Annotated in this window: 13 protein-coding genes; 5 read left to right on the top strand and 8 right to left on the bottom strand. The window is 65.4% G+C overall.

Annotated features, from left to right (window positions below; translation table 11 throughout):
- Positions 1-378 precede the first annotated feature (378 nt).
- The gene (locus FDZ84_RS16260) at positions 379-1179 is read left to right on the top strand and encodes a GNAT family N-acetyltransferase (protein ID WP_168586606.1); all 801 of its coding nucleotides are present in this window, start codon (positions 379-381) and stop codon (positions 1177-1179) included.
- Between the two features lie 163 nt (positions 1180-1342).
- Here the strand turns inward: FDZ84_RS16260 and FDZ84_RS16255 are convergent, their stop codons facing one another.
- The 4 genes from FDZ84_RS16255 to FDZ84_RS16240 all read right to left on the bottom strand — a co-directional run bounded on the left by FDZ84_RS16255 (position 1343) and on the right by FDZ84_RS16240 (position 5493).
- Positions 1343-2137, bottom strand: a complete 795-nt coding sequence (locus tag FDZ84_RS16255) for an ABC transporter permease (protein WP_168586605.1) — start codon at positions 2135-2137, stop codon at positions 1343-1345.
- A complete protein-coding gene (locus tag FDZ84_RS16250; protein ID WP_210435588.1) occupies positions 2137-2742 on the bottom strand; it encodes an ABC transporter ATP-binding protein in 606 nt (201 codons plus the stop codon). The genes FDZ84_RS16255 and FDZ84_RS16250 overlap by 1 nt, the downstream gene beginning before the upstream one ends.
- Positions 2743-2757: 15 nt before the next feature.
- Positions 2758-5073 (bottom strand): polyprenyl synthetase family protein, encoded by a 2316-nt coding sequence (locus FDZ84_RS16245; protein ID WP_168586603.1) that lies wholly within the window; start codon positions 5071-5073, stop codon positions 2758-2760.
- Positions 5074-5241: 168 nt separating this feature from the next.
- Entirely contained in the window at positions 5242-5493 is a 252-nt protein-coding gene (locus FDZ84_RS16240; RefSeq protein WP_168586602.1) for a hypothetical protein, read from the bottom strand.
- Positions 5494-6058: 565 nt separating this feature from the next.
- Between FDZ84_RS16240 and FDZ84_RS38915 the strand changes: the two genes are divergently transcribed.
- On the top strand, positions 6059-7567 hold the full coding sequence (locus tag FDZ84_RS38915) for a LuxR family transcriptional regulator (RefSeq protein WP_168586601.1): 1509 nt from the start codon (positions 6059-6061) through the stop codon (positions 7565-7567).
- Here the strand turns inward: FDZ84_RS38915 and FDZ84_RS16230 are convergent.
- Positions 7541-8197: an isochorismatase family protein gene (locus FDZ84_RS16230; RefSeq protein ID WP_305852034.1), complete on the bottom strand. Its 657-nt coding sequence runs from the start codon at positions 8195-8197 to the stop codon at positions 7541-7543. The genes FDZ84_RS38915 and FDZ84_RS16230 overlap by 27 nt on opposite strands.
- 610 nt (positions 8198-8807) lie before the next feature.
- Here FDZ84_RS16230 and FDZ84_RS16225 point away from each other — a divergent pair.
- Genes FDZ84_RS16225 through FDZ84_RS16215 form a run of 3 tightly spaced genes read left to right on the top strand, consistent with a single transcriptional unit; the run spans position 8808 to position 13090 of the window.
- Positions 8808-10595 (top strand): anthranilate synthase family protein, encoded by a 1788-nt coding sequence (locus tag FDZ84_RS16225; RefSeq protein WP_371812861.1) that lies wholly within the window; start codon positions 8808-8810, stop codon positions 10593-10595.
- 45 nt (positions 10596-10640) lie between these two features.
- A complete protein-coding gene (locus FDZ84_RS16220; RefSeq protein WP_168586599.1) occupies positions 10641-12203 on the top strand; it encodes an FAD-dependent oxidoreductase in 1563 nt (520 codons plus the stop codon).
- 44 nt (positions 12204-12247) lie between these two features.
- Complete coding sequence (locus FDZ84_RS16215) at positions 12248-13090, top strand: PhzF family phenazine biosynthesis protein (protein ID WP_168586598.1); 843 nt, start codon at positions 12248-12250, stop codon at positions 13088-13090.
- A 16-nt stretch (positions 13091-13106) separates the two neighbouring features.
- On the opposite strand, the gene FDZ84_RS16210 is transcribed toward FDZ84_RS16215, so the two are convergent.
- From FDZ84_RS16210 to FDZ84_RS16200, 3 genes are all read right to left on the bottom strand, one after another.
- Complete coding sequence (locus FDZ84_RS16210; protein WP_305852033.1) at positions 13107-13694, bottom strand: PhzA/PhzB family protein; 588 nt, start codon at positions 13692-13694, stop codon at positions 13107-13109.
- A 597-nt stretch (positions 13695-14291) separates the two neighbouring features.
- Positions 14292-14819, bottom strand: coding sequence for a hypothetical protein (locus tag FDZ84_RS16205; RefSeq protein ID WP_168586597.1), 528 nt, complete (start codon positions 14817-14819; stop codon positions 14292-14294).
- A gap of 30 nt (positions 14820-14849) precedes the next feature.
- Entirely contained in the window at positions 14850-26069 is an 11220-nt protein-coding gene (locus tag FDZ84_RS16200) for a hypothetical protein (protein WP_168586596.1), read from the bottom strand.
- Positions 26070-26354: the final 285 nt, after the last annotated feature.

Here is a 26354-nt window from a genome sequence, read left to right as displayed (position 1 = left end):
CAAAACCAACGGTGGATCGAGGCTTAGCGGAAGATCCTGTACGGGATGCCAGGCTCACGCCCCGAAAAGTGTTGCGCCCGAAGGGAACCGCGATTAACGAGAACAACTCCGCCTCCACCGCAGGACGACCTGGTCGCCCGCCGGCGTGCCCGGACTGCGACTGCTGCACCCAGCGCCTGTGCATCATCGCGCGGAAACAAGGCGTGCCCTGCCGCCAACCGCTCGACCCCGCCGACCCCGGCTGTCCTTGTACCGAACGAGAAACCCAGCGGTACTGGCCGACCGGCAGGTGATCAGGCGGCAGGCGGGGCTTGTGTGGATGCTGTACGTGCCCCCGGTCGGTTCGAACCGGCACTTGGACGAATTTGAGGAGTTTTGGTGGCAGAGCTTGCGGACTCGATCGAATCGATGGAACAGCTCGCCGTGGTCTGGCGCGCCATGGTGCTCGACCGGGATCCGGGTGCCGATGTGCGAGACCTCCCGGGCATCGCCGTTCGCTGGGCCGACTGCCGGTTCCTCTTTTGGAACTGCATCACGTTGACCGACGTCGGCGCGGACGCGGGACTCGTCGGCCGACGCCTGGGCCAGGCAGCGGACATCATGCGCTCGAAGAAGCATCCGGGCTTTCTGTGGATCTTCGGGGACCTCCTCACCGATGACGCACGCGCGGCGCTGAGCGAAGCAGCCGACCGAGCGGGCCTGGAGCACGCCTTCCCCGGAACCGGCATGGCCGGAGACATGCTCCCCATCCCCGAGCCCGGCCACCCCGACCTGACATTCGTGCGCGTGACCACCGACGAACAGCTGCGCACCTACGCAGACCTCAACTCGCGCGCCTACGGATTCCCCTTGGAAGACGGCCGCGACGGGCTCGTCGGCTCCACGCTGTGGAAGAACCGGGTGCACGCCTACCTGGGCCTGCGAGACGGGGTGCCGGTAACGTGCGCTGCGACCGTGGAAGCAGCAGGTCGCCTCTTCGTCGTGCTCGTCGCCACCGCCCCGGAGTGGGAGCGCAGGGGATACGGCGAGGCGGTGACGCGGAAGGCGCTGTACGAGGGCGGCCGGGCCACCGGACTGACCCGCGCCACCCTGCACGCGACCGTCGCCGGGGCGCCTGTGTACCCGCGGATCGGCTTCAATCCGAACTCACCGATGCACTTCTACAGCCTGAGAAACTGACGCCAGCACCGTGGCAGCGCCGCAGTCGCCGCTGATCAGGTCGTGTCCGAGCCTGCCAGCAGTGCAGGCGGGGATCTCCCGGATCGTGTCCGTAGTGGCAGCGTCGGCTTCGGGGGCGGTTGGTGGCCGGAAACCGGGATGCTCGAGACGCCGGAAATCCCGGCTATGTAGCGGGAATCCCTGCTGTCGTGGACACGCGGCCAGCACGGTTCTGGTCGCGGGTGCGTCGGAGGAACGCCAGCAGTCCCATGCAGGTGAGCAGGGCGCACCAGGACAGCTGCAGCAACAGGTGGGCGACGGGGGTAACGGTGGAAAATCCAGCGGTGGTCGCGGCTTGCATCGCTCCGTAGGACGGCAAGACGCGGAGGAAATCGCTGTCCGCGGCGGGGTTAGGGATCGGGTTCTGCAGTGAGATGTCAATGATGCTGATCATGACGATGAGGAACATGCCCTCGAGTTCGCCACGCAGCAACGCGCCCAGCATCACGCCGAGCGCGCCGTAGGTCAGCGCGTCGGTGAACACACTCACCGCGAGCAGCAACGGCTGCTGGGGATGCCAGAAGCACCACGTGATCGCGGTGGCGTAGCAGGAGAGCACGGCCGAGACCAGCACGAGGGCGACCACCTTGGCGGCGAGCAGGTGGCCACGCGGGTATCCCGCCATCGCAAGCCGCCGGTCGAACGTGCTCGATTTGAACGTGACGGTGAACATCATGAAGCCGACGATCTGGGTGACGGCGTTGAGCGCGCCCGAGATCTGGGTCAGCTCGTTGCCTTGCGCAAGCACGGTTTGGTCCGTGGCGCGCAGGTAGAAACGGACGGGCATGTTCCCGACTATCGTGTAGGCCAGGGTCAGCCAGATCGGCACATAGAGCGCCACCAGCCACATGGCGAGGCGATTGCGAAGGTGTTCGAGCAACGCCATCCGGGTGGCAGTACCGAAGCGCGTCCACCACATTACCGGCCTCCGTGGGAAGTAGTGCCTTCGCACAGGACGCCGGCCGCGAGGCGGTGCAGCGTGTCGAGGCGGTCGGCGTCGTAGGCGAGGTGGGAGATCACCAGCACCGAACGGCCGCGGTCGCGCAACCGCTGGGCAAGTTCCCAGAACCGCAGGTAGGTCTCCCAGTCGAAGCCCTGGTAGGGCTCGTCCAGCAGTAGCACGTCCGGGTCATGCATGAGCGCGATGGTCAGGTTCAGCTTCTGCCGCGTGCCGCCGCTGAGCACACCGACGCGCTCATCGAGAAAGTCCGCGAACTGCAGTACGTCAATCAACTCGTGGGCGTAGCTGAGGTCGGGAAGTCCGTACGCCACCTGGAAGAAGGCGAGGTGCTGGGCGACGGTGAAAGCGTCGTTGAGCACCACATGCTGAGGACAGTAGCCGAGCCGTCCGCTCACCGAGGCCGTTCCGGTGGTGGGGGTCAGCTCGCCGCACAGGATGCGCAGCAACGTCGTCTTGCCCGCTCCGTTCTCGCCGACGACCCCGACGAGGCTGCCGGGCAAAACGTCGAAGGTGACGCCACGCAAGACCTGACGCTTGCCGTAGCGGTGGTACAGCTCGTTCACGCGAAGGACCATCGTTCACTGTCCACTGTTGACGTATTCGCCCGCTGCGGCCTCGTGGTGGCCCGCTGCGGTTCCGCGTTCGCCGGCTGCGGCCTCGTGGTCGCCCACTGCAGGCTCATGTTCGCGCAGCGAGGCGTAGAAGCCGAGGGCGCGCACCATGGCCTTGGCGAAACTCTTGGGCAGCAACGGGTCCAGCGGGGCCCACGCCGCGTCGACCTGCGCCTTGGCGTCGTCGTAGCAGGCCTGCACCGCGCCGCACTCCACCAGTGCGGCAGCGACCTCTCGCACGGTCACGTCGTCGGCGTTGCCGTCACGCACGGCCGTCCAGATCGCGGCCATCCGGTCGTGCGGCAACCGTCCCACCGCCTGCGCCAGCGGCATCGTCACCTTGCCCGCGCGCAAGTCCTCACCGATGTGCTTGGTAGCGCGGACCTCGCCAGACGGCAGGCGGTTGGTGACACCGTCGAGGTCCATCACGTCGTCGGTGATCTGGTACGCCAGCCCGACAGCCTCGAAGTAGTTGCCCATGGCGGTAATTTGCTCGTCGCTCGCCCCGGCGGTCAGTGCGCCGATCTCGGCCAGCGTACGGGAGTAGGCACCGGTCTTGAGCCGCTGCGCCCAGCGCAGACCAGCTAGCAACGCGGTCGGATCACCGGACGCGACCGCGAGGTTCATGGCGTCGTGGTGTCCAGTGATGTCGATGCCCTGCCCCACGTGAGCACCCCGCATTGCCCGCAGGTAGCTCTCGTAAGCGCGTAAGCGGCGCCGCTCGTCCGGCAGGATCTCGGCCAGGACGCGGTCAAGCACGAAGTAGGAAGCGGTACCCGCGTTGATGGCCGTCGGTGCGCCGAACACCAAATGCGCAGTCGGCTCGCCCCGCCGCATCGGCGAGTCGTCTTCCACGTCATCGACCATGAGGTATCCCGAGTGGATCAGCTCGGTCACGGCGAGCAGCTGCCGGTACTGCTCGGCCCGCACACCGAACAGTTCGAGCGCGGCGCAGGTGACGAACGACCGCCATCCCCGGCCGGATGTGTCCGAGACGTAGCGCAGGGGCCGGACCATGGCGTCGTACACGACCGCGTGGGGTGCGCCGGATGCCTCCCGCGCGGCGAGTGCCATGGTGAGCGCTTCGCTCGGGGAATCTGGGTAAAGCTTGCGCACCTCGTCGTGCGTGACGTCCCGAAGACGCCCGAGAAACTCCTCGATCCGCGCGACCCTGTTGGCAGGCATCACTTCGATGAACGCGCGGCCTGACACCGGTTCGCCCCGCATGGTGCCGCGCACGTTCGCGCAAGCCTCCAGGTAGGAGCCGTGGGTGACCATCGTGAGGATTTCCTGCTGCGGGAGCTCGGCTTCGACGACGACGTCCAGTTCCAGCGCGGGCGCGGACAGGGTCCATCGCGTGGGGTAGGTGTTCAACGAGGACAGTGATGTCCACGGCCGGTCACCGACCAGCTCGACATCGCAGGACACCCGCTCGCAGTCCGGCGAGTACGCGGTGGCGAACCGCTGGGCGAACACGCTTTGGCGGGAGTTGACGTCGATGTGGTCGATCGTCGCCGCGCTGATCTCCCAGCCGTTGTCCAGCTGGATCCCCGTCCAGTTCCAAGTACCGTCGGGGTAACGCTGGTCCCCGTCCGGCCGCAGGTACTCCGCGCCGAAGGTGTGCTCGTACCAGCCGCTGCCGGACACTGTGGCGTTCCCGATGCGGCCTTGCACCGCCATGCGTGGGGCGAAGTAGGAGAACGCCTGCGACTCCGGGCCCTGAAACCTGACCTGAAACGCATCATCGTGCTGGATGATGGGCGGCTTGACAGGCGTGAAGACCAGATCGCACGACTGCGTTTCGTCGTCAAACGTGACGTGATACGAGCCGTCCGCCAGCTTGCGCAATGCCGCGACATCGCCGTAACGCAAGTCGAGCTCCTGCTCGGCGATCATCACCTCGCCGCCCATGAGCAGGTCGGGAGCGACCGGGGTGCCGTCGTCGAAGAGTTCGACAAGCGCCTGCCGCACACCGGGATCCATGACCCCGTCGTTCGTGATGGTGGTGCGCACGGTGTCGATCCAGCCTCGATCAACCCACACCGCACTGGTGTGCCTTCCGGCCGTGTGATCGGTGCGTCCGATCATGGCGAAATGCGCGCGCAGCGGCTCCCCCTCAGCACGCGTCGCAAGATGGCGGGTGAACACAAGGAACAGGCCGACGTCGTCACCATGCTCGGTCGTGAGGTGGGTGTGGAAGTACCACCACTCCATGCCGCAATCCAGGTGCGGCAAATCATCCACCACGGGGTCGATCGTGGCTCCCGGCAGGTACCGCACCATCTACCAAACCTCCCACTCACAGTAACTGTGCGTGCGCATTATGTACCACAGATCGATGATTCTGGATCAATCGGGTAGTCCACTGAACACCCTTCGTGGTCGTGACATAAAGGACGCCCCTCGATCGTTTGGTGGGTTCTCTCCGCAGAGCCGGAACGCGACGCCGTGCTATTCGGCGACCACATCACGAACGTTCCCGGCGCCGCGCTCTTGATCCTCACCACGCACCGGCTGGCCGTCGTGGTAAAGGAAAAACAGCTCGAAGCGGCAGAACCGGAAGGGCCCGCCGCCGGCGGATTCTTCGGGCGAGCCAAAGCAGTCGTCCACCAGGTGCAGCGCGCAGCCGAAGGCATCTCGGCCTCCGAAAACGGCCCAGTCTGCTACGTCGAGGCCCCGTTGGCGCGGATCGCCGGTATGCATGCCGTCCGGCTGGGACGCAGCTTCCGGGATCTTCGGCGCGCTGAATCGCGGCTGCGGCGGCTCGCCTGGACGCCCCGGGCACCATTACCGTACCGGTGCAGCCTCCGACAGGGACGAACGGTCACTTCTTAATGTCCGATCGAGCATCAATGGCGGTCGTACACAGAGCCCTGATGCGACAGTGAACCCGCAGAACATCGCCAGGACACCAGCAAGCGCAGGGAGACCGGCCGCATGGCTCTCGGGTGGTTGATCGACAGTCTCCGATCCCGGCTCGCTGATGCTGCCCGGAACCCGCCACCGGTCTGGATCAGCGGCGGTGCCGGGCTGCAGCACTAACAGGACATGAGGAGCGTGTGCCGTGCACGGATTGGCCTGGTCCGATGAGAGACGGAGCTTGACGGACTCCGTCGAATCCGACCCGCTTCTGACGACAACCAGTTCGCACACGGTTGACGAGGCCCCGCTTTCGCTGGGATCGCATGAACCAGCAACGCACGCCGCCGTGCGGTCGCTTTACACGGATCGGCCCACCTCACACCGGCCCACCTCAGTCGTGGCAGCGGTGCGTGCACTGCTCTCCAAAGGCTGGATCGAATCTGCGGTCATGTTGGCCGAGGCGACCCTGAATGACGGCGTGCCGGAAGAGTTAGCGGCAGAGCTTCGATGCGCCCTGATCGCTCCGCTGATCACCAGCGGGCACACCGACGAAGCGATCGCCATCGCCGACCAGGTGCTTGCTGTCCCCGACCTGTCGACCACTACGTTCGACGACACCGCAGCAGGTCGAATGCTGGCGTTGGTGCTGCAAGGGGACTTCGCCAGTGACCACGCCTCGAAAGTGTTGCAGGAGCCGGACGGGACATGCCACGGCCAGGCACGGACTGCGATCGCCTTGACCGGATTGGCACATCTCGAGTGGTCGGCCGGCAATGTCGCTGAGGCGCTGTGTTGGGGGAGGCGGGCAGCGACCTGCGCGGCGTCCGTGAAATCTGCGGATTGGCGCTGGTATCCGCCGCTGATGATGGCCGAGATGTTGGGCGAGTTGGGCGAGTTCGACGACGCCGAGGAGATGCTGCGCCAGGCCCGCGCGGAAATCGACCAGTTCGGGTTGACCATGCACGCAGCACAAGCCGACCTGATCCGTGCGCGCTTGCTGCTGCGGGCGGGACGGCAGACGGCGGCACGGTTGACTGCCGAGGCATGTTTGTCCAGCGCACTCGAATTGGGGACGTTGCGAGTGGTTCCTTCAGCGGAGTCTGTTCTCGCGCTGATCGCATTCCGTTCCGGCGACGTGGCGTTGGCTCGTTCCTATCTGCGACGCTGCCGGGAAACCTCGACATACGAACAGGGTTCCGCCGCGCGGTCGGCGCGCGACGAGTGGATTCAGCTGCTGGTGCACACCTCGAAGGAAGATCCGTCGAGCATCGAAGCGCTGCTGCATACCAACCTGCTGCACAGACCCGCCCTGTTCGTGGAGGAACCGGGTGCTGCCGCGTGGTTCGTACGTGTCGCGATGGACGTGGGCGACGAGAAGATTGCGATCAAGGCGATCGAAGCTGCGCACGCCGTAGCCAACGCGAACATCGGTACGCCTGCGGTTGCCACTGGCGCGCTGCATGCTCGCAGCCTTTTCGAACCGAATCTGGATGGACTGCTGCAAGTCATCTCCGAATATGGAGACGCTTGGGCCAGGGAAACCGCGATAAAAGATCTACGAGCCTTGTTGGGCGGTGGCGTTCTGTCCAGCGACCGGCGCGACTCCAGAAACGTTGCCGAAAGCGGACGAAACGACTCGACCAACGCTAAGAATACTGATAGGCCGCACGGCGACGCAGAATCAATTCCGCCGGACCTGACGAAAACCGAACGTGCCATTGCCGAGTTGGTCGGCCAAGGATTGACCAATCGTCAGATTGCACACCGCATTTTCCTCTCCCCGCACACCGTCAACTACCACCTGAGGCGGATTTTCCGAAAACTCGGGATCAATTCCCGCGTGGAACTCGCGAGCCGGGAGCGCTACGCGGTGCGACGCGAAATCCGGTCATCCGGTCGGTACGGAAGCAGTTGAGGTGAGCGCAGCAAGTACCTGATCTGTCGTCGGAACAGCCGCACAACGTTGTGCGGCGTACGACACCGCCATTCGATGGTCCTCCGGGGAGAAGTCGGCTACCGCATCGCAGACCAGAAACGGTTGGATGTCGTGAGAGAACGCGTCGCAGCTTGTGATTAGGCAACCGACGTGAGCGTACACGCCGCAGACGATGAGCTGGTCGCGCCCGCAGTCACGAAGATAATCCAGTAACCCGGAATCGTGAAATGCGCTGTACCGCCACTTCGTGAATACGCGCTCGTGCTCGGCTGGCGCCAGTTCGGCCACGATTTCACGGTCGGCCGGATTCGCCGCCATTCCCGGCCCCCAGAAGTCTTTGAGCAGGCCGCGCTGCTTGCTGTTCATCCCGCCGGGCTGCGCCGTATACGCTACGGGAATGCCCAGGTCCGCACAACATTCGCGCAGGCGCGCGATGTTTCGCACCAAGTCCAAGACTGGAGAATCGCCGGGGAACTTTGCCAAGAAATAGTTCTGCATGTCGTGGATCAGCAACACTGCTCGATACTGGCTAACGGTCCAGTCGACACTGCTGCGCGGCACATCATCAGCTGTTGGCATGGGGTACGCGCCGATCGGCGGTATGCTCACGGAAGCCTCCCTCAACGGCGGGTTTCCCGTCTCCGTCGTGCACGTGCCGAGGATGTTCGGCGCCGTTTTTTCGATTTGCCCGGTCAGCAGTTCTCAATGTGAAACCTCGCTGCGAACATAGTTCATCTACGGGTGCTCGCAGTACCCGTTCCGGTTGCGCTACTCGAACGGGTAGTCGCGTCTTGGTGTTCGACGGGTCGCGATAGCTGCGAGCCTCGCAACACCGCTAAAACGAGTAGTTGTTTTTTCGCCGCTGGTTCCGGTCGCCCAGCAATGTAGAGTCAGGGTGCCGAAATCTTGCATGCTGTCAACGGAAGAGTTGGATGCGGTAAGCAGTCGCTGGCTGTTCTAGATGCCTGGGTGCACGGTGCGAGTACTTGCCGCGCGCCGTTTCGCGTGGGACCGTAGTCAAGGAGTTTTCATGGCCAAACGCGTAGTCGCCGGGTTGAAAGAACTGCTCGTTTCGAACCCGCCCCCCTTCGCCGTGCTACACCGGCCGGAAATGGGGAATAGGCTCGAGATTCTGCTTGGCGAGGTCACCGAGGTCTGTTCGATCGAAGACTTGATGATCCCACCATCTTCCACCGGGCCAGCGCGCCAGGAATTGCTCGTGCTCGTTCCGTACCGACAGCTAACCGAACGCGGCTTCGAATGCGTCGATGATGGCGCGCCCATGCTGCAGATGATGGTCCGGTCGCAAGGAACGGTCAACGTCACCGAAGCGTTGGGCGCACTACCTGACGAGCCGGTGGAGTTGAAGGACGCCCGCTTCGACACCGACGACGAGACTTACGCAGAGGTCGTCCGGAGCGTCCTGCGCGACGAGATCGGCAGCGGCGCTGGCTCGAACTTCGTCATTAGGCGGTCGTTCACGGCCACTCTCGCCGACTTCTCGCCACGCGACGCGTTGAGTCTGTTCAGGCGGTTGCTCGTTGCGGAGCAGGGTACGTACTGGACTTTCGTGGTCCACACGGGTTCCCGCACGTTCGTCGGAGCAAGCCCCGAAAAGCACGTCAGCCTGGATCGGGGCACGGTGGTGATGAATCCGATCAGCGGCACCTACCGGTATCCGCCGGAGGGACCGTCGACGCAGGACGTGCTGCGTTTCCTGGCGGATCGCAAGGAAGAAGACGAACTGCACATGGTTCTCGATGAAGAACTGAAGATGATGGCCAGGATTTGCGACCGGGGCGGCACCGTGGTCGGCCCGCGGTTGCGGGAGATGGCCCGTCTGGCGCACACCGAATACCTGATCGAGGGCCAGACGAAGCTAGATGTTCGGGACATTCTTCGGGAAACGTTGTTCGCGCCAACCGTCACCGGAAGTCCGCTGGAAAGTGCCTGCCGGGTGATCAAGCGGTACGAGCCGTCGGGACGCGGTTACTACAGCGGGGCAATCGCACTGATCGGTCACGATGCAGCGGGCTACCAGACACTGGACTCGGCGATCCTCATTCGCACCGCGGAGATCGAACGCGATGGTCGGCTGAGGGCTGGCGTCGGCGCGACGCTCGTCCGGCACTCCGACCCGGGTTCCGAAGTCGCTGAGACCCGAGCGAAGTTGGCCGGAATGCTCGCGGCGTTCGAAGGCGGAGTCGACGCGCCGCATCAGCGGGAACGCGGATTGTCCCTTGACGCGAATCCGTTGGTTCGAGAAGCGCTGGACGGACGCAACAAGAGCTTGGCGCGGTTCTGGTTGAGAGCGGATCGCGGTCACGTGCCCACGGTGCCGGGACTGGTCGGCCGTCGCGTGCTCGTGATCGATGGCGAGGACACATTCACCGCTATGCTGGGTCACCAGCTGACCGCTCTGGGGCTGACCGTCTCCATCCGCGGCTATGACGAGTCTTTCGAGATGGACGACGACGAGTTCATCGTGCTCGGCCCCGGGCCAGGCGATCCCCGGGTGCTCGATGACCCGAAGATCGCCACGCTGCGCCGGATCGCCCGGCGGCTCCTTCACGATCGACGTCGATTTCTCGCGGTGTGCCTAGGGCACCAGGTCCTCTGCGGACTGCTGGGCTTGGAAGTGGTCCCCGAGGTAGTTCCGAACCAGGGTGAGCAGATCGACATCGACCTTCTCGGGGAACGAAGAACTGTCGCTTTCTACAACACATTCGTTGCCAGGTCCAGTAGCGACCGCCTGTATCACCGGGATCTTCCGGGGCCGGTTGTCATCAGCCGGGAGCCCGATTCAGGGCGGGTGCATGCGTTGTCCGGGCCGGGTTTCCGGTCGATTCAGTTCCACCCGGAATCGGTGTTGACCATCGACGGAATGAGTATTCTCGGCGATCTTCTCGGCTCCCTGGTGCCGGCTACCGAGTCTTTGCCCGCGCAACGTGGCTCGTCGGGCGTTTCTGGTCCTGCGCGGACCGGCGTGCGGACAAGCACGGGCTGAGAGGACGCGCAGCATGCGGTTGGAATCACGTCTCGGAGGTCGGTCGTGCGTCCTGGCGTCATCGTGATCGGTTCCGGCGCGGCCGGCCTGTCCGCGGCCCTCGCCGCGCGGGCGGCCGGTGCCGACGTCACCGTCCTGGAGGCGACGTCGACCTTGGGCGGGACGACGGCGCTCTCCAGCGGTGCGGTGTGGGTACCGAACAACCATGTAGAAGCAGCAGGGCGAGGCCGCGACTGCGCGGAGAAGGCGCACAGGTATCTGCGCTCACTCGCGGTCGGCGACGTCGACCCCCTCCTCGTCAACCGGTTCCTCGACGCGGGACCACGAATACTGCGGTGGTTGGAAGGCACGTCCCCGCTGCAATGGAGCCCGCTGCCATATCCGGATTGCCATTCCGAGCTGCCTGGCGGCATGGAAGGCGGTCGCTCCCTCGAACCGTGCGCGCTGCAGATCGAGCCCATCCTCACTCACCAACTGCGGCCGCCGCTGCCGTGGCGCCTGCCTGCGATGCTCGCCGAATTGGCCACTGGTCAGGTTTCGCTGGATGTGGTCAACCAACGGCGGCGAACCGGTACGGTCACCGGAGGGCAGGCACTCGTGGCCGCACTGCTGATCGCGGCCCGCACGGCGGGTGTCAGCTTTCGGACTGCTGCGAGGGCTACCAGACTCGTCAGCGACGATGGCACGGTGACCGGTGTCGACACCCGTGGTCAGCAGCTGCGTGGTCGGGTGTTGCTGGCAAGCGGTGGTTTCGAGCGGGACACCGGACTCGTCAACGCGTTCTTGCGGATGCCGGTGCTTCGCTGTGTGGGCGCACCCGGTGCGCGTGGTGACGGCCTGCGAATGGCGATGTCGATGGGGGCCGCGCTCGGCAACATGTCCGAGGCATGGTGGTGTCCAACGACGCCTGACCCCGACGCGGAGATCGACGGGGAACCGCTGGACCGGATGCTGTTCGCCGAACGTGCGCGCCCTGGCACGCTCATGGTAGATCGGCGTGGCCGCAGGTTCATCAACGAAGCCCAGAACTACAACGACGTCGGCCGGGCGCTGCACGCGTTCGAGCCAACGGAATTCTGCTTCGAGCGGGCCCCGTCATGGCTGATCTTCGACGGGATTCACCGGCGCGACTACACCGTCGGCCCGGTCCGGCGAGATGCTAGTGTCCCGGACTGGCTTCCGTGCGGAGGCACTCTCGCCGAACTCGCCGATCTCATCGACGTCCACGCCGAGACGCTGATCCAGACCGTGGAACGGTTCAATGCGGCGGCCAAGGACGGACTCGACCCGGAGTTCGGGCGCGGCACCAACGCGTACGACCGGGCGATGGGAGATCCACAGGCGACGCATCCCACCCTGCGGCCGCTCACCGAACCGCCTTTCTCCGCCCTGCCGGTACATGCCGGGCTTGGCGGGACGAAAGGCGGTCCCCGCACCGACCCGCACGGGCGGGTACTGCACGTCGAAGGCGGTGTGATTCGCGGGCTCTACGCTGCGGGCAATGTCGCGGCCAGTCCGTTCGGGTTCGCTTACCCGGGTACCGGTGGCACTCTCGGGCAAGCACTCGTTTTCGGCGCGCTGGCTGGCGAAGCCGCCGCGGGCGACTGAGGCATTGATGCGCAACTTCCGGACAACGCACGACGAGGAGAACGGTGCCGAACCACGCTTACGTAATCACCGACGTCTTTACCGCAACTCCGCTGGAGGGCAATCCGCTGGCTGTTTTCATCGACGCCGCCAGCCTGTCCGCAGAGCAGATGCAACGCATCGCCAGGGAGATGAATCTGTCGGAAACCACGTTCGTGCTTCCCGCCCGTGAGGTTGCCGACGCGCGAGTCCGGATCTTCACACCGGTGAACGAGCTGCCCTTCGCCGGGCACCCCACGCTTGGGACTGCCATCGTGCTTGGTGCGGAGCTGAACCAGGACACGATCCGGCTGGAGACCGAAGTCGGGGTGATCACCTTTTCGTTCGAGCGCGCGAACGGGAAGATCGTCGCCGCCAGGATGCTGCAGCCGATCCCGAGCTGGCAACCGTACGAGCATGCTGACGAACTGCTGGAAGGTCTTGGCGTCGCGGCTTCCGAGCTACCGGTCGATGCCTACCGGAACGGGCCTCGGCACGTCTACGTCGGGCTCGGCAGCGTGGCGGCGCTGGAGGCGATCCACCCGGACCTCCGGGTGCTCGCCAAGTTCCCCGACATGGCCGCGCTCTGCTTCGCCGGCGCGGGCACCAATTGGCGGTTGCGGATGTTCTCACCCGCGTACGGGGTCGCCGAAGACCCGGCCACCGGCTCGGCCGCAGGTCCGCTGGCGGTCCACCTCGCCCGGTATGGCCGGATCGCGTTCGGCAGCCAGATCACGATTCGCCAGGGTGTCGAAATCGGCCGGCCCTCGACCATGTACGCGACGGTCGAGGGCGCGGGCGAGCGGATCGATCAGGTGGAGGTGGTCGGTGCGGCGGTAGTGGTCGCACACGGCACCCTCGTGTTGTAACCGCGATGTGGACGTCTCATGCGGGTATACCACCTCGTTTGATCACCGGTACCTCGATCCCCAGCGCGCGCATCTGCTGGCACGGGTTCATGAATTCGCGGATCTCTTTGATCTTGCCGTTTTCCAGCAGGAACGAATGGATGAAATGGTTCTTGTAATGCCCTGGCGAGTAATCGGGGAAGAGAATTTTCCCCTCGCCGTCGCATTCTACCCAGAATCGGTTCGGATCCTGCGTCTCGTAGATCTCCACATTGATCCACTTCCAGTCCGGGAAGCACTCCAACGACCAGGCGGCCATGGAATACAGGTTGTCCTTCCCGGTCGCGAATACCGGCTCGCCGGTGTCCGTCGTCCACAGGCCACCGCGCTCGGTGCCGTCATCGGTGAACAAATGATGACGTTGCAAGCGGGACTCACCTTCGGTAACCCGCAGATATTCTTCGACGGTGGCCCGATTACGTCGCCTGAGCTCCGCTTCGTTGCCGAATGCTACTGCATCCTGAGGCGCTTCTGTCATTTGTTGAACCTCTCCATCCGTGGTGATGCGGACGCATCCGTCGATGACCACATCCAGTGGCGGCAATCCTCGTGCCCCAACGTCCATGCGAAGACGTCGAAAGTTGCGCGAACGAGCTTCCACGGGAAAGCTTCCGCCAGTCTCATTACGAATGCAACTACCCTTCCGAGTAGCCGGTCGGGGTAGGCGGGTTCGTCAACCTGGTGACACCCACTTGAATGAGTAGGTGCCACATCATGACGGCAAGAGTCTTGTTGGTGCCGCTACGACCATTTGACCGCGCCAGTTCATTGGTGCCGAGATTGAATTGTTAGAGTTAGGTTGATTTCCGACTTGGTAGCGTCAGCCACCAGAGAATCGATCGCCTCCGGCGACAACAACTCTGCCACCCGCTGCGCCGCAGCCTGCGAAGCGATCCTCGGTCACCCGTAGATGCCGCCAGACCCCGCCCCAAGCCTGACCCCGCACCCCTCCGGCAACCCCGCGGCACGGCGGGCAGTTCGGCATGCCCTCACGACCAGAAACCGCACCTCAAACCCGCCCCTGAATGTTTACGTCTCCGGATCAGCGAGCGCGTCGACCACAGCCCAAGCATCTTCGATAGCCATACCCGCAACCGCAGCCACCCAAGATCACCTTCAGCACGGAGACCAGCCGCTCAACCCTCACGAACCCGCTGAATGTTTACCTCGCGGCGACGTCCTTTCCCAGCTTGCGATAATTCGCGTTATTTTTCTGCTTTTTCTTCTTTCGCTGCTCCACCTTCCGCTGGAGCGTCGCCAGCTCATCCTTCTCCTTCTCGTTCAGCTGCCCCTCCCCCTTCCCCTTCAACTCCTCAACTCGGGCGGCTTCGACCTTTCTCGCCTCGCGATTCGCCGCCTGGCTATCCCTGTTTTCCGGTTTCTTCTCCGCACTCGGGTCCTGCTGAGCTGCCGGATTGGTCGGCGCGGGCCCGTCGCCCTTGCCGCCGTGATTCCCGGAACCAGCCTCAACAGCGGGTCCTTGCACCTTCGGCCGCTTGGGTGCCCGGGAACCCTCGCCGGCCTCCTCCCGCGTCCTCGTCGTGCCGGCCACCGGCCCACCGGGACGCTGACGCTGGGGAGGACCTGCCACCTCGGCGGGCAGCCCAGCCCCCCAGCCCAGCAACTCCTCGAACGAAGCCAGGTCAGACTCGGCCTGCTTCAGCGACTCCCGCAGCCGCGCAACCCGCACGTCCGGCTCCTCATCGCCGGTCGCATCCCCCTACTCCTCCTCAACCAACGCCTCCCACGTCTCCGCCTGCTCCACCCGCACAACCGCATCCGACTCCCACTCCGCCCCCGTCTGCTGGTCCCCGTCCCGGCCGGACAACGATGCCGCACCCCGCTCCGGCCCGGCTGGATTCCCCATCACCTCCCCAACCCACGCACCAGAATCAACGCCGCTATCCAACCCATCCCATACAGCGCCACCCTGCTCCGCCGAACCCGCATCCCCCGACCCAGCCCACTCCTCATCCGCCCGAGCAAGCCACGCAACGAAATCTTCGATTCCCTCCCACTCCACGTCCTGATCAAAATGTTCGTCCCGCACAGCCGCATCCGACTCCCACTCCGCCCCCGTCTGCTGGTCCCCGTCCCGGCCGGACAACGATGCCGCAGCCCGCTCCGGCCCGGCTGGATTCCCCATCACCTCCCCAACCCACGCACCAGAATCAACGCCGCTATCCAACCCATCCCATACAGCGCCACCCTGCTCCGCCGAACCCGCATCCCCCGACCCAGCCCACTCCTCATTCGCCCGAGCAAGCCACGCAACGAGATCTTCGATTCCCTCCCACTCCACGTCCTGATCAAGATGGTCCGGATCAGCCTCAGCCCGCTCCGATACCCCGCTGGGCACCATTGCATCCCAGTCATCCAGCTGCCCATTCGCCCCCACACCCACTCTCCCCCCAGCCTCATCCTCCCCCTCAGCCAGCATCCTCTCCAGCGCCGCCTTGTCTTTCTTCAGCCTCTCCCTCACCGCTTCCAAATCCTTCACAGAATCAGCCCGCTTAGCCCTCTGGTCCCCCAGCCTGTTCCGCTGAGCCCCGGTCGGCTCCGGCAGCGCCTGCAACGCCTCGATCCCTTTTTTCAGATTCGACACTCGGCTCGACAGCCGTCTTTGCTCCTTTTCGTCCTTTTGTATTTTCTTGCGCAAATCGAGCTCGGCCCGCTGCGTCGGAGTCAGCTGCTCCTGCTCCTCCAACCACGCAATCGTGGCGACGGCTTTGTTCTTTCTCGACCGGCGAGTGTTCGCTTCAGTTTTCCTCTTTTCCTCCTCCTTCATCAGCCGCTCCGCCAACTCCTCCGCCTGCGCTACATTCAGCTTGTTCAGCCTCTCCAACTCCTGCAACTCCGCAATCCGGTCCTTTTTATCCCTGCGCGAGTTCACAACGCTTTCCGCTTTTTTCCGTCTCCGCTCCTCCACCTTCGGCCCAAACCGCTCCAGATCCTCCCGTTGCCTCTGCGTCAACGCCTCCTGCGGCTTCTCCTCCAACTTCTTAACCAGAGCGGCTTCGGCCTTTACCTTCTGGCGCCGCCTCCCGCACTTTTCCGTTTCTTTCCGTCTCCGCTCCTCCACCTTCGGCCCAAGCCGGGCCAGATCCTCCCTTTCCTTCTGAGTCAACGCCTCCCGCGGCTTCCCCTGCAACTTCTCAACCAGGGCGGCTTGGTCCTTTACCTTCTTGCGCCGCGTCGCGTCGTATACTTTGTTTTTCTGTTTCCGCTCCTGCTCCGTACTCGGGTCCTGCTGTGCTGCCGGATTGGTCGGCGCGGGCCCGTCGCCCTCACCGCCGTGATTCCCGGAACCAGCCTCCACAACGGGTCCTGGCACCTTCCGCCGCTTGGGTGCCCGGGAACTCCCGCCGGCCTCCTCCCGTTTCCTCGTCGTGCCGGCCACCGGCCTACCGGGACGCTGACGCTGGGGACCTGCCACCTCGGCGGGCAGCCCAGCCCCCCAGCCCAGGCGCCGCAGCCCGAAACCACCGGGCACCACCACCTCCCGATCCGGTGCCACCTCCGACACCGGAACCACCCACACCCCGATCGCCGCGGAAACATCATCTTTGTCAGCAGCCTCCCCCTTCTGCGGATCCACCAGCACGACCCGCCCTTGCCCATCGCGGTCTTCGGTATTCACCGCAGCGATCACATGCGCACTACCGTCCGCTCGCAGGTAAATCACCGGCACAGCCACACCCACCGGTACAGCCACCCCCACCAGCCCACCCCGCACATACCACTCAACCCCGGCAACACCAGCCACCCACCAGGCCCTCGCCCCCAACGCCGCCTCCAACCGAGCCGGATCCCGGTCACCCCCAGCCGGCCCCGCCACGAACTGCCGGCCGAACCTCAGAGAATTATGGAACGCCACAAACGCCTCCAGGCAATTCACCCGGAAACCCGCCTCACCGGAGAGATAGTTGGCCCGGTTCACCCCCACCAGGAACCGATACCCGCCCCCCCGCTCGCCCCCGCCTATCGCCTGCGCCTCCTTCGCCCGGCCAGCCTCGCCTCGCAACTTCCTCTCCGCCGCCCGCACCGCAGCCAACCCCGACCGAACCGTCTGCAACTGACCTGGAGTCCACTGCCCCTGGCTCACCCACTGCTTCGCCCATTCGACCCGCTCACGCACACCGCCCGGGTTGTACTCCGGCGGCATCGCCTGCAAATGCTGCTCCATCCGATCCGTCAGCCCGGCCAACGCCGCAATCTCAGCCGGCACGGACGCCGCAACCCGCTGCTCTCCCGTCTCACCCAGGTGTTGCCCGGCCGGTTCACCCTCGTCGTTCACCATCTCGGCCAACTCCGCCCGCAACTGCTCGATACGCCGCTGCGCCTTTTCCCAGTACTCCCGCCAACCCCCATCGAACCCCGGCAACACCGCCGACTCCGCCCGCTGACTCCCGTCCCAGCCCGGCAACGCCTCGAACGAAGCCAGGCCAGACTCGGCCTGCTTCAGCGACTCCCGCAGCCGCGCGACCCGCACATCCGGCTCCTCATCGCGGGTCGCATCCCCCTGCTCCTCCTCAACCAACCCCTCCCACGTCTCCGCCTGCTCCACCCGCACAGCCGCATCCGACTCCCACTCCGCCCCCGACCCCGTCTGCTGGTCCTCGTCCCGGCCGGACAACGATGCCGCAGCCCGCTCCTGCCCGGCTGGATTCCCCATCACCTCCCCAACCCACCACCCACCAGAATCAACGCCGCTATCCAACCCCGCACCCCATACAGCACCACCCCGCTCCGCCGAACCCGCATCCCCCGACCCAGCCCACTCCTCATCCGCCCGAGCAAACCACGCAACGAGATCGCTTCCCTCCGACCCCGCGTCCTGACCAAAATGGTCGCCCCGATCAGCCCCAGCCCGCCCCGATACCCCGCTGGGCACCATCGCATCCCACTCATCCTGCTGCCCACTTGCCCCCGCACCCACCCTCCCCCCAGCCTCATCCACCCCCTCAGCCAGCATCCTCTCCAGCGCCGCCTTATCTTCCTTCAGCCTCTCCCTCACCGCTTCCAAATCCTCCACAGAAACAGCCCACTGAGCCCTCTGGCCCGCCAGCCTGTTCCGCTCAGCCCCGGTCAGCTCCCGCAGCGCCTGCAGCTCCTGCAACGGCTCGATCTCTTTTTTCAGCCTCGACACTCGGGTCGACAGCCGTTTTTTCTCCTTTTCGCCCTCTTGTATTTTCCTGCGCAAATCGAGCTCGGCCCGCTGCGTCGGAGTCATCTGCCCCTGCTCCTCCAACCCCGCAATCCGGTCCTTTTTATTCCGGCGCGAGTTCGCAGCCCTTTCCATCTCCAGCGCCGTCTTGTCTTTCTTCAGCCTTTCCCTCACCGCTTCCAAATCCTTCACAGAAACAGCCCACTCAGCCTTCTTGTCCTCCAGTCCGTTCCGCTCAGCCTCGGTCGGCTCCCGCAGCGCCCGCAACGCCTCGATATCTTTTTTCAGCCACGACACTCGGGTCGACAGCCGTTTTTGCTCCTTTTCGCCCTCTTGTATTTTCCTGCGCAAATCGAGCTCGGCCCGCTTCGTCGGACTCGCAGCGAGGTCGTCGCTTCCCTCCGACCCCACGTCCTGACCAAAATGTTCGCCCCGATCAGCCCCAGCCCGCTCCAATACCCCGCTGGACACCATCGCATCCCACTCATCCTGCTGCCCACTTGCCCCCGCACCCACCCTCCCCCCAACCTCATCCACCCCCTCAGCCAGCATCCTCTCCAACGCCGCCTTATCTTCCTTCAGCCCTGCCCTCACCGCTTCCAAATCCTTCACAGAAACAGCCCACTGAGCCCTCTGGTCCGCCAGCCTTTTCCGCTCAGCCCCGGTCAGCTCCCGCAGCGCCTGCAGCTCCTGCAACGGCTCAATCTCTTTTTTCAGCCACGACACTCGGGCCACCAGCCGATTTTGCTCCTTTTCGTCCTTTTGTATTTTCTTGCGCAAATCGAGTTCGGCCCGCTGCGTCGGAGTCAGCTGCTCCTGCTTCTCCAACCCCACAATCCGGTTCTTTTTATTCCGGCGCTGGTTCGCAGCCTTTTCCGTGTTTTTCCGTCTCCGCTTCGCCACCTCCGGTCCGAACCGGGCCAGGTCCTCGCTTTCCTTCTGCGTCAACGTCTCCGGCGGCTTCGCCTCCAACTTCTTAACCAGAGCGGCTTCGGCCTTTTCCTTCTTGCGCCGCGTCGCGTCGTATACCTTTTGTTTCTGTTTCTGCTCCTGCTCCGCACTCGGGTCCTGCTGTGCTGCCGGATTGGTCGGCGCGGGCCCGTCGCCCTCGCCGCCGTGATTCCCGGAACCAGCCTCCACAACGGGTCCTTGCACCTTCGGCCGCTTGGGTGCCCGGGAACCCCCGCCGGCCTGCTCCCGTTTCCTCGTCGTGCCGGCCACCGGCCCACCGGGACGCTGACGCTTCGGACCTGCCACCTCGGCGGGCAGCCCAGCCCCCCAGCCCAGGCGCCGCAGCCCAGACCCACTGGGCAGCACCACCTCCCGATCCGATGCCACCTCCGACACCGGAACCACCCACACCCCGATCGCCGCGGAAACATCATCTTTGTCAGCAGCCTCCCCCGTCTGCGGATCCACCAGCACGACCCGCCCTTGCCCATCTGCGTCGCCGGTATTCACCGCAGCGATCACATGCGCACTACCGTCCGCTCGCAGGTAAATCACCGGCACAGCCACACCCACCGGTACAGCCACCCCCACCAGCCCACCCCGCACATACCACTCAACCCCAGCCACACCAGCCACCCACCAGGCCCTCGCCCCCAACGCCGCCTCCAACCGAGCCGGATCCCGGTCACCCCCAGCCGGCCCCGCCACGAACTGCCGACCGAACCTCAGAGAATTATGGAACGCCACAAACGCCTCCAGGCAATTCACCTGGAAACCCGCCTCACCGGAGAAATAGTTGGCCCGGTTCACCCCCACCAGCAACCGATACCCGCCCCCCTGCTCGCCCCCGCCTATCGCCTGCACCTCCTTCGCCCGGCCAGCGACGTGTCGTAACTTCCCCTCCGCCGCCCGCACCGCAGCCAACCCCGACCGAACCGTCTGCAACTGACCTGGAGTCCACTGCCCCTGGCTCACCCACTGCTTCGCCCATTCGACCCGCTCACGCACACCGCCCGGGTTGTACTCCGGCGGCATCGCCTGCAAATGCTGCTCCATCCGATCCGTCAGCCCGGCCAACGCCGCAATCTCAGCCGGCACGGACACCGCAACCCGCTGCTCTCCCCTCTCACCCAGGTGTTGCCCGGCCGGTTCACCCTCGCCGTTCACCATCACGGCCAACTCCGCCCGCAACTGCTCGATACGCCGCTGCGCCTTTTCCCAGTACTCCCGCCAACCCCCATCCAACCCCGGCAACACCGCCGACTCCGCCCGCTGACTCCCGTCCCAGCCCGGCAACGCCTCCAACGAAGCCAGGTCAGCCTCGGCGTGCTTCAGCGACTCCCGCAGCCACGCAACCCGCACGTCCGGCTCCTCATCGCCGGTCGCATCCCCCCGCTCCTCCTCAACCAACCCCTCCCACGTCTCCGCCTGCTCCACCCGCACAACCGCATCCGACTCCCACTCCGCCTCCGCCCCCGTCTGCTGGTCCTCGTCCCGGCCGGACAACGATGCCGCAGCCCGCTCCGGCCCGGCTGGATTCCCCATCACCTCCCCAACCCACCACCCAGAATCAACGCCGCTAACCAACCCCGCACCCCATACAGCACCACCCCGCTCCGCCGAACCCGCATCCCCCGACCCAGCCCCCTCCTCATCCGCCCAATCAAGCCACGCAACGAGATCTTCGCTTCCCTCCGACCCCGCGTCCCGATCAAAATGGTCCGGATCAGCCCCAGCCCGCTCCAATACCCCGCTGGGCACCAGCGCATCCCACTCATCCTGCTGCCCACTTGCCCCCACACCCACCCTCCCCCCAGCCTCATCCAGCCCCTCAACCAGCATCCTCTTCAGCGCCGCCTTATCTTCCTTCAGCCTCTCCCTCACCGCTTTCAAAACCTTCACAGAAACAGCCCACTGAGCCCTCTGGTCCGCCAGCCTGTTCCGCTCATCCCCGGTCAGCTCCCGCAGCGCCTGCAGCCCCTGCAACGCTTCGATCTCTTTTTTCCGCCTCGACACTCGGTTCCTCAGCCGATTTTGCTCCTTTTCGTCCTTTTGTATTTTCTTGCGGAAATCGCGCTCGGCCCGCTGCCTCGGACTCGCAGCGAGATCTTCGCTTCCCTCCCACCCCGCGTCCTGATCAAGATGGTCCGGATCAGCCCCAGCCCGCTCCAATACCCCGCTGGGCGGCATCGCATCCCACTCATCCTGCTGCCCACTTGCCCCCACACCCACCCTCCCCCCAACCTCATCCACCCCCTCAGCCAGCATCCTCTCCAACGCCGCCTTATCTTCCTTCAGCCTTTCCCTCACCGCTTCCAAAACCTTCACAGAATCAGCCCGCTTAGCCCTCTGGTCCGCCAGCCTGTTCCGCTCAGCCTCGGTCAGCTCCCGCAGCTTCTGCAGCTCCTGCAACGCTTCGATCTCTTTTTTCCGCCTCGACACTCGGTTCTTCAGCGGATTTTGCTCCTTTTCGTCCTTTTGTATTTTCTTGCGCAAATAGAGCTCGGCCCGCTGCGTCGGAGTCAGCTGCTCCTTCTCCTCCAACCACGCAATCGCGGCGGCGGCTTTGTTCTTTCTCGACCGGAAATCGTTCGCGGCAGTTTTCCTCTTTTCCTCCTCCTGCATCAGCCGCTCCGCCAACTCCTCCGCCTGCGCCACATTCAGCTTGTTCAGCCTCTCCAACTCCTGCAACTCCGCAATCCGGTTCTTTTTATTCCGGAGCCAGTTCGCAACCTTTTCCGTGTTTTTCCGTCTCCGCTTCGCCACCTTTGGCCCAAACCGGGCCAGATCCTCCCTTTCCTTCTGCGTCAACGCCTCCCGCGGCTTCGCCTCCAACTTCTTAACCAGAGCGGCTTCGGCCTTTTCCTTCTGGAGCCGCGTCGCGGCGCGTACCTTGTTTTTCTGTTTCCGCTCCTGCTCCGTACTTGGGTCCTGCTGCGCTGCCGGATTGGTCGGCGCGGGCCCGTCGCCCTCACCGCCGTGATTCCCGGAACCAGCCTCAACAACGGGTCCTTGCACCTTCCGCCGCTTGGGTGCCCGGGAACTCCCGCCGGCCTCCTCCCGCGAACCCTGGTCAGCCTTCCCCCGCGTCCTCTTCGTGCCCTTCGTGCTCTTCGTGCCGGCTTTGCCCGCCACCGGCCCGGACGCACCACCCCGACGCTTCGGACCCGTCACCACGGCGGGCAGCCCGGACCCCCCGTCCTGGCCTCGCCACCGGGAACCACTGGGCGGCAACACCACCTCCTCTTCTACTTCCACCCCCGACACCGCGATCACCCACATCCCGGTCGCAGCCAGGACCTCAGCGGCCTCGGCTGCCTCCCCCTTCTGCGGATTCAGCAGAGCCACCCGCCCTTGCCCATCGCGGTCTTCGGCATGCACCGCAGCGATCACATGAGCGCTACCATCCTGTCGCCGGTAAATCACTGGCACAGCCACGCCCACCGACACACCCTGCACATACCGCTCAACCCCAGCCACACCAGCCATCGGCCGGGCCCTCGCCCCGAACGCCGCCTCCAACCGAGCCGGATCCCGGTCGCCCCCAGCCGGCCCCGCCACGAACTGCCGGCCGAACTTCAGAGAATTATGGAACGCCACAAACGCTTCCAGGCAATTCACCCGGAAACCCGCCTCACCGGAGAAATAGTTGGCCTGATTCACCCCCCGCAGGAACAGATATCCAGACCCCACCGGCCCACCCTCCGCTACCGGAGCTGAAACCGCCCACACCCCAGAATCCCGCCTCACCGCATCCGGCCCTAGCGCATCCTCCGGCGCTCGTTTCGGGCCCGCACCACCGGGTTCGTTGCCAGCGGGCCTGGCCTGGTTCGCGCTCACACCACTAGGCCAGGCCCGGCGACGTCCTACACCAGCAGCGGGATCGGCGGAAGTGCGTCGCGCCCCCTCACCGGTCGCCTCTCCTTCCCGGGACGCCAGCCCGGGCTGTTCCGACACGCGGGAAACACCGCGCCTGGGCCGTACTACCGCCCCGCCCGAACCAGCATCACGGGACCAGCCAGCACCACCACGATCCGGACTCGACCGCTGGAGCTGTCCCGCCATCGATTCCAGGCCGCGTTCCACAACACCAGCAGAATCAGCACCGCTGGACATGCCGGCCGCCTGAGCCACCGCCACGGGATCAGCCGACCACGGCACCGCGCCAGAATCCCCGGACTCCTCCTCCGCAGCGGTTGCATCAACCCGGCGCAGGTCCTGTTCCGGCCACTGCGCCGACCGGGGGCCGGAAAGCCGCGTGCCCGCCTGGTCATCGTGTGTGGTGGCCGCGGACCGTGGGTCCCCGGCCACCGACCTCGCCTGGGCAGATGCCCTCTGGGCAGCCGATGCCTCACCCCGGGCCACCGTCTTGCCACCGGCGGCGGCCGGGACCGTTGCCGAGGCGTCCGCCAGACCGGCCACGCCCCCACTCCGCCCGCCGGCCAGCACCGCGGCACCAGGCCCGGCCAGCGGCTTGGGACGAGAACCATTCGCGGGGAACACCGTCCATCGCGGCTCGCGCCCGGCCTGTTCCGGCGTCGTCATCGCGACAACGTGGCGGCCCAAATCCTGCGCCAGTGCCGACCCCTGACCCCGCGTCACCACCACACCCGCAGTCGGATCGCCTTGGGATACCAGCAGCACAGGCCCGCCCGTGGAATCCGCGACACCGTCCGGCATGAAATCCGCCAACCTGCCACCAGCAGCCACCTCCGCGGTCACCGGCACCCGCACCGTGTCCGCCGGCAACACCGCCGGCGACACCGCCGCCGGATCCCGATGCAGGGACGACGCCGCCAGCGACCCGTCCCCCGGCAGCGTCGCCGAATCCGCCGACACCACCGCCTCATCTTGGCGGTGCGAATCCCCACGCCCCGCAACCGAGTCCACACCGGGATCCCCATCGCGGCCGGTCACCCCACCCGGCGACCCCGGATACCCCCCGGCCACACGACCATCGGAATCCACGACAGACCCGGACCCGACAGTTCCCGATGCCGGATGCCCCGCAGGCACACGATCGTCGGACTCCACAACAGACCCAGGCCTGCCGGTCTCCGGGCGCGGGGTGTCCGCGGGCACATCAGAAGCATGTGGGGTCACCGTCGGGGAGTCCGCTGTCTTCGAGACAGACACCTCCAGCGGCCGCTTCCCGGGCACGGCCTGCTCGCCACCGGGACCCGGACTGTACGGCGGTGGCGGTGTGCCCGGCCGGTCCGGACCAACACCCGGTACCCCACCGGGATATGCCGGTGGTGGTGTGCCCGGCCGGTACTGGCCGGCACCGGGCACCACGGGAACATCACGAGCCGGGGTCCCGCCCGGCACACCGCCATCGGCACCCCGCTTACCGTCCGTACCGTCCGTGCCGTCTGTGCCGCCCACAACAACGGCAGACACCGGAGCGGAACCGCGCACCACCAGGTCATCACCAGAAGACACCGACACCGCAGCCGAATCCACCGACCCGGTATCCGAGAACACAGTGTCCACATCAGACACACTCGGGGAATCCGAGCCGGCCCAGCGATCCGATCGCGAACCATCCGATTGCGAGCCATCCGAGGCATCCAAGCCATCCGATCGCGAGGTATCGGAGGCATCGGATGGGATGAACGTGCTGTCTTTGTCTGGGGAGCCAGGGATGTTCCCTGTCTGCGACCCGGACCCTGCCCCCGGCAGCGGGGTCTTCTCCCCACCGGACCCGCCACCATCGTCGCTGCCGCCCCCGCCCCGGCCGGTGCCCTCGAGGTACGGGCTCGGGCCTCGCGGGTGCAGCTTGCCCCGCAACGCCAAACCCGCCAGAGTGCCCACACCGCTGAACACCGTCTCGAACCCACCCGCCGACAACGAATACGGGTTCCACGTCACCGGCAGACCCGCCGCCGCCGCATACGCCACCTCCCCGAACAACTCCGACAACGAGCCCGCCAACGCCTCCCCGAGCCCGCTGCCGAACCGCGCCAGCCACATCGCCCGCACCGACATCCCCGCATAGTCATCCAGATGCTCCGCCACGACGTCCGCGAACTTCGCCATCGCCGACACCGGATACAACTCCGCGTGCTCGGCCACCGCTTTCTTCGCCGCCGCCTCCAGGATCGCCGCGTCCACGTCATCGCCCAGGCCCTTCACCAGGACCTTCGTCAACGTGTTGCTGACCAGACCGCCCACCGCCGACATCGGCAGCGCCACCAACGCCGAGAACGCCCCCATCCCCGCCGCCTGCTCGGTCAACGTCCCATCCCACTTCGCAGCCGATTTCTCACCCAGCATCTGCACCTGGGCCTGCAGATCCGGCACCACGTTGAACGCCACACCACCAGCCGCCATCATCGCCAACCGCATGAACAACTGGCCCCACCACGTCGTTAACCACAGCCGCATCGCCGCCATCCGCGCCGCGAGCCACAAAAGCGTCGCACCACCGGTCGCCCCCGCAAACTGCATCGCCCACGCCATCTCTAACCACAGCAATTCCAGGCTATAAATTGTCATCAACTTCAGATACCGCACCTGCTGCGACGTCTTCCGCACGAACACCGCTAAATCCAGTAACCCCGCCTGCCCCGAGGACAACAACCCATCAAAAATCCCCAACCCGTCCGCGAACCGGTCCGCCGCTTTCCCCGAAAACTCCGTCCGCACCTTTCCCACCAGCTCCGCCACCAACGCCCGCACCTCGCCCAGCTCCGCCGCACCCGACTCCAACACGTCCGCCACCGCGAACAACACACCCTCATCCGCATCCGTCATATCCTCACCGGTCAACACCTGAAAAAGCCGCCGCACCCCCTCCGGCACCATGATCGACGAAAACATCACACCCACCCCACCCCAACGCCACCACAACCCAAGGCAGCAACGAGGGACGCGGGAACCAGCCCTTCCGCCCCGCTGGGCGCCGGCCCTGTGACCCGCGAGCGCGGTGACGCACCAAAAACCCGGTAGCCGGGCGGCCTCAGCCGCCCGGCTACCCGAACCACAACACACCTCTCACAACGAGAACATCGCTCCTACCAGCAGGAACATGCACCACTCCACTCAAATCCATGAAGATATCACTTGCCAGCGGACACGCTCACGAGCGAACGGGGGAACTACAAC

This window comes from Saccharopolyspora sp. ASAGF58, from assembly GCF_012277335.1.
Lineage (GTDB): Bacteria > Actinomycetota > Actinomycetes > Mycobacteriales > Pseudonocardiaceae > Saccharopolyspora > Saccharopolyspora hattusasensis.
Note: the sequence above shows the minus strand (reverse complement) of the source record. Positions and strands in the feature narration are given on the sequence as shown.

Bases quoted from the DNA above. Each gene is read 5' to 3' on its own strand.
- FDZ84_RS16255 (WP_168586605.1), bottom strand. From the start codon at position 2,137: ATGTGGTGGACGCGCTTCGGTACTGCCACCCGGATGGCGTTGCTCGAA.
- FDZ84_RS16245 (WP_168586603.1), bottom strand. From the start codon at position 5,073: ATGGTGCGGTACCTGCCGGGAGCCACGATCGACCCCGTGGTGGATGAT.
- FDZ84_RS16200 (WP_168586596.1), bottom strand. From the start codon at position 26,069: ATGTTTTCGTCGATCATGGTGCCGGAGGGGGTGCGGCGGCTTTTTCAG.
- FDZ84_RS16240 (WP_168586602.1), bottom strand. From the start codon at position 5,493: ATGCATACCGGCGATCCGCGCCAACGGGGCCTCGACGTAGCAGACTGG.
- FDZ84_RS16210 (WP_305852033.1), bottom strand. From the start codon at position 13,694: ATGGACGTTGGGGCACGAGGATTGCCGCCACTGGATGTGGTCATCGAC.